Below are 5560 nucleotides of genomic sequence, written 5' to 3'. Positions count from 1 at the left end.
ATAATGTTGAACTCACTGTATCCAAGAAACAGAAGGATTGCTATTGGCAGCGTGTTGGATCGTAGTAACCATTTAGGATTGAGTAGCTTCGTCATGTTTGATTTCTGTTTTAGTAATTATGTAATTGGAGGTAATGTATGCTATGATAAGAAATGTAAGATAAACGACGATGCCTTCGGCCTGATGTAGCCATGATATCTTCGATAGAGAGAAGAAAGACGTTTCATTATTCATTATAGTGAGGTAACCAACAATTCTGGATACATTCGTTATTATAGTTGTAGTGTATGCCAGAATGAGGGCAAAAGGAAGTTTATACCATTTTTTTATTTTACTCGCTTTTATAAGTACAAAAGTGTACATAAGAAAACAGATGATAAAGAAGTTGAAACCTGAACACGATTTGTTTATGACGATATTTAAATATGGATATAAATACCCAGCTTCGGTGTCGTATGTTGAGGGTGAATTTATTATAAATGAAATTATCTTGTTAGTGGGAGCGAGTAGAAACTGTAAAGAATCTATGCCTAAATAAGGAAATATGAATTTTAGTAGAATAAATATACTAAAGCATACTAAAAAATAGAAGATATTATTTTTCATCGTGTGTATTTAAAGAACTTTGAAAAGCAAAGTAATTGTTTAAGTTTTATATCTCCAAATTTTTATAATAAATTATTTAAACATCGAGAATAAAATCACGACCTTTGCAGCTTGTAAGTTTTTTTGCAAGTAACTGAATAAAAATGATAGAAATAAATAAAGTACCGTCACCTTGCTTTGTGATGGAAGAAGAATTGCTTAGAAACAATCTCAGTCTTATCAAATCGGTGAAAGATAGGGCAGGAGTGAATATTATATTGGCATTCAAGGCGTATGCAATGTGGAAATCGTTTCCTATTATAAGAGAATACATACCATGTTCTACAGCTAGTTCTGTGTATGAGGCTCAATTGGCGTATGAAGAAATGGGTAGTTTGGCGCATACTTTTACTCCGGCATATACACCCGAAAATTTTCCTCTTTTCATGCGTTATAGCAGTCATATTACGTTCAACTCTTTATCGCAGTTCGATCGGTTTTATCCCGAAACGTTGAAGCATTCACATAAAGCATCCTGTGGCTTACGCATCAATCCCGAATATTCTACGGTAGAGACTGATTTATATAATCCCGCTACTCCGGGTTCACGTCTAGGTATCTCTTTGGATCAGTTGGGTGACAAGTTACCTGAAGGTGTAGAAGGACTGCATTTCCATACATTGTGCGAATCGTCGTCATACGACTTAGAGAAAACCCTGGAAGTGATTGAGCAGAAGTTTGGGCATTTATTGTCGCAGGTGAAGTGGTTTAATATGGGAGGCGGGCACCTTATGACCCGAAAAGATTATGACGTGGAACATCTTATCGGCTTACTCCAATCTTTTAAAGCGAAGTATCCTAATCTAGAGATTATCATGGAACCGGGAAGTGCTTTTGCTTGGCAAACAGGAGTCTTGGTTTCTACAGTGGTAGATATTGTAGAGAACAGAGGGGTTAAGACAGCAATACTCGATGTGTCTTTTGCATGCCACATGCCCGATTGTTTGGAAATGCCTTACAAACCGCATATCAGAGGCGCATATCACGAACCTGTACAAGGACTACCCACTTATCGTATGGGAGGAAGTAGTTGCCTGAGTGGCGATTTTGTTGGAGAATGGTCTTTTGATGAACCTCTTCTTATAGGTGATAAGATTATATTCGAAGATATGATTCATTATACAATCGTGAAGACTACTATGTTTAATGGTATATCTCATCCGGCTATTGCTCTTTGGAATAAGTCTAACCAGTTAGAGATTTACAGGGAATTTAGTTACGAGGATTATAAAACTCGTATGAGCTAGAATGTTAAATATTAGATCATAAACAATATAGATATAAGGTTGGCGTTTCATAGATAGAACTAACTTATTTAAGGAAATCGCCTATGAAAAAAAACTATACTCATAAGCTGTGCAAAAGTGTTGATAATGAAGGGGAGGTTGTCGCACCTGCCAAAAGTACACTGGACTTTCTAAAACAATTTGCACGAACATATTATGCTGAGAAATCTTTACCAAGATCACTAAATGAGTTTTGTGTGAATTAAGAAATCTCTCAGAAAAGAAATAAAGGGTATAGACTTTTTATGTTTGTACCTTTTTTCTTTTTGTCACTTGTGCTCTTTTTCGTATTTTTGCTTTAAAGGATGATAACATCAAATTTATAACTTATAATTCAATAGTATGCACCATAAAATAGCTCCGTCATTATTGTCTGCTGATTTTCTTAATTTGCAAGCCGATATAGAAATGGTAAACAATAGTGAAGCCGATTGGTTTCATTGTGATGTAATGGACGGAACATTTGTTCCCAATATCTCGTTCGGTTTCCCGATAATTAAGCAGATCAGTAAAATGGCAAAGAAACCATTGGATGTACATCTGATGATTGTAAATCCCGATCAGTATATTCCTGTTGTAAAGGATGCAGGTGCATATATGATGAATGTGCATTACGAGGCTTGTGTACATCTGCATCGAACTATTGCTGCAATACATGATGCGGGGATGAAAGCTGCCGTTACTTTAAATCCTCATACTCCTGTTAGTTTACTCGAAGATATACTTCAGGATTTGGATATGGTATTGCTTATGTCTGTAAATCCGGGCTTTGGTGGTCAGAAATTTATAGAGCGCACACTCGATAAAGTGTCTTGCCTCAAAGATATGATTGTAAGACGAGGATTGCATACACTTATCGAAGTAGATGGAGGTGTAAATTTGGAAACGGGAAAACGCTTGGTTGATGCCGGAGCTGATGTTTTGGTTGCCGGGAATGCTGTATTTGCAGATGCCAACCCGACAGAAATGATTCATAAACTGAAAAGTCTGTGATAGACTTGATGTAGTATTAACAGGTGCTGTGGAATGAGAAATCCATTCTCGAAAATACCATTCCTTTTCCTTCTGCTCTCGCTGATTGTAGGTATTCTGTTTCAGTACTATTTTAAGAACGAATATATAAGCATAGTCTTTTTTCTGTCAGGAAATATGGCTATGCTTTTGTCATATCTTATACCAAAGGATCGTCAATTCTCTTTACGCTGGCTCTTTGGTTTGGGTGTGGTTTTAGCAACGGTCGGGATAGGTACTTTCTCTACAGCATATCGTCAGTACTTATCTGAATATACTTTTTCGGGGACAAGAAACCTTTATAGAGGTATTGTAACAGACTCTCCTCAAGAAAAAGCTAAGACTGTTGCATATAGGGTATTTTTGCCCGATGAAGATAAGCAGGTAGTCTGTTATTTTCAAAGAGATTCGTTGATCTCCGATCGATTGAATCCGGGGGATGAGTTCCTTTTTTATGGTGAGGTTCAGCCCTTCCGAAATATGGGTAATCCCGATGATTTTGATTATGTCAGGTATATGTACAATCAGAACTTTGTAGGTTCTGTTTATGTCTCTTCAGACGCTTATAAAAGGACAGGAGAAGTCTCATCTAACCTTAAGTATCAAGCTTTGCGTTGCAGACAAGCTATTCTCAATTTCTATAAGGCTTTGGATCTGAAAGAAACTGAGTACGCTGTTTTGTCAGCATTGACTCTTGGCTATCAGAATGAATTAAGTGATGATCTGAAACAAGGATTCAGGACGACGGGAACCGTACATGTTTTATCCGTCAGCGGGTTACATGTCGGTATTATTTATGTAATGATAACTTTCCTGCTGGGCTTTGTTCATCGAAATTCAAAGTCCTATTGGATAAAGCCAGTCCTTATAATTCTTTTATTGTGGGGATATGCTTTTGTTACGGGTTTGCCTCCTTCGGTAGTTAGAGCAAGCGCAATGTTAAGTGTGTTTTGTGTATCGGAAATAGTTAAGCGAAAAAGCTTTTCTATTCACGCCTTGTTCATCGCTGCATTCTTTATGCTTTTAGTCAACCCTTTCTCTTTGTTTGATATTGGGCTGCAATTAAGTTTCATGTCCGTGCTCTCTATCTTATATCTTCACCCAAAGATGTCGGGTCTGATTAAGATAGAGAATAAGTATATAAGATATATCTGGCAGATGTTTGCTCTTTCAGTTGTTGCGCAGTTGGCTACATTTCCTATTTGCCTTTACTATTTCGGAACGTTCCCTACATATTTCTTTATTGCCAATCTGATTATAGTCCCTGTCGTTTCTTTGATTATGTATGCTGCGGGAGGAATTGTCTTTGCAAAGGTGTTGAGTTTTGTATTCTCTGATTTTAGTTATTACTTATACTATCTTCCGGTGAAACTTTTACATTTTGCAAAAGAGCAAAGGGTAATTGTTCAAATAAATGAATTGCGTAGGTCATAAAACTAATTAATACCTGTAAAAGTTTCCTTTGTCGACTTGTTGTTGATCTTTACGATGATAATCGGGATATTGCTTTTCCTTATATATAAGAAATCGAAGGCTTTAATTGTATGCTTAACCGCAATATTGATATTGCTTACGAGTCATGTTCACAGCAAGGTAGTTGATGATACAGAAGTGATAACTGTTTATAATAGAAGTCAGGCTTCAGAGATAAAATGGAGTAAGTCTGGGGTTCAAACAGATATCCTAACGGGTGATACGACAAGTGGCTATATATACATTAGTAATCAAGCAAACAATATGCTGATTTTGTCTTCTGATAACTGGAAAGAGAAGGCAACGGAAGAAAGATTCAAGGTGAACAACTTGGTGCTTACTCACTGTAACAGTTTCTCTTTATATTCTTTAACTCAGCTCTTTTGGATAGAAAATGTGGTTTTAGATGCTTCATTATCAAGATATACTAGGCACCGACTAGCTAAAGAATGTCAAAAACTAAATATTCCTTATCATGATGTAACTCAAAGTGGTGCATTTAGTTTGATTTTTTAGTACTTTTGTTGTTTGTATTTTAATTAGAATAAGGAGTTCTTGTAAATGATATCGAAAATAATAGCTAGTCAGAAGATAACAGCGGTAGAAGAGCTACTCGATCAATATGACAAAATTGTAATAGTTACCCATGTTTCTCCTGATGGAGATGCTATTGGATCTTCTCTTGGTTTGTACCATTATTTGAATGACTTGGGTAATGATGTAAATATTATAGTTCCTAATTCATTTCCTGATTTTTTGAAATGGATACCCGGAGCGAAGGATATTTTTGATTATGAAAAATATCCTGAATATGCTCAAAAGCTTATAGCAGAGGCTGAGCTTATCTTTTGTCTCGACTTTAATGTGCCAAAGCGGTCACACCATTTGGCTCCATTTATTGAGGCTGCTAAGGGAAAGAAAGTCTTGATAGATCATCACCCTGATCCAACAGAGTTCTGTGATGTGATGATTTCATACCCTGAAATATCATCTACTAGCGAACTCGTGTTTCGTCTGATCTGTCGTATGGGCGATTTTGAAGTGATGAGTTATAATACTGCTACTGCTATTTATACCGGTATGATGACCGATACAGGAGCATTTACTTACAACTCCAATAATATTGAAATATATTATATCATAGG

At 36.4% G+C, this 5560-nt stretch carries 6 protein-coding genes; 5 read left to right on the top strand and 1 reads right to left on the bottom strand.

Translation table 11 applies throughout. The features are described from left to right. Positions 1 to 72: 72 nt before the first annotated feature. Positions 73 to 606 carry an exosortase K gene (xrtK, locus tag LDB17_RS09205; RefSeq protein ID WP_252639094.1) on the bottom strand — a complete coding sequence of 178 codons (534 nt, stop codon included), beginning with the start codon at positions 604 to 606 and terminating at the stop codon, positions 73 to 75. A gap of 143 nt (positions 607 to 749) precedes the next feature. On the opposite strand from xrtK, the gene nspC reads away from it, so the two are divergent. The 5 genes from nspC to LDB17_RS09180 all read left to right on the top strand — a co-directional run. Continuing rightward, positions 750 to 1892, top strand: a complete 1143-nt coding sequence (gene nspC, locus LDB17_RS09200) for a carboxynorspermidine decarboxylase (RefSeq protein WP_252639095.1) — start codon at positions 750 to 752, stop codon at positions 1890 to 1892. A 381-nt stretch (positions 1893 to 2273) separates the two neighbouring features. Continuing rightward, entirely contained in the window at positions 2274 to 2924 is a 651-nt protein-coding gene (gene rpe, locus LDB17_RS09195) for a ribulose-phosphate 3-epimerase (protein WP_252639096.1), read from the top strand. A gap of 33 nt (positions 2925 to 2957) precedes the next feature. Then, positions 2958 to 4376, top strand: a complete 1419-nt coding sequence (locus LDB17_RS09190) for a ComEC/Rec2 family competence protein (protein WP_393925001.1) — start codon at positions 2958 to 2960, stop codon at positions 4374 to 4376. 54 nt (positions 4377 to 4430) lie between these two features. Next, positions 4431 to 4931 carry a hypothetical protein gene (locus LDB17_RS09185; protein ID WP_393925000.1) on the top strand — a complete coding sequence of 167 codons (501 nt, stop codon included), beginning with the start codon at positions 4431 to 4433 and terminating at the stop codon, positions 4929 to 4931. Between the two features lie 45 nt (positions 4932 to 4976). After that, positions 4977 to 5560, top strand: a 584-nt coding sequence (locus tag LDB17_RS09180) for a bifunctional oligoribonuclease/PAP phosphatase NrnA (RefSeq protein WP_393924999.1), incomplete at its 3' end; no start/stop codon positions are given.

The sequence above is a fragment of the Dysgonomonas sp. Shenzhen-Wh21 genome (genome assembly GCF_043392705.1).
Taxonomy (GTDB): domain Bacteria; phylum Bacteroidota; class Bacteroidia; order Bacteroidales; family Dysgonomonadaceae; genus Dysgonomonas.
This window is presented reverse-complemented; position numbering and strand designations above follow the sequence as displayed.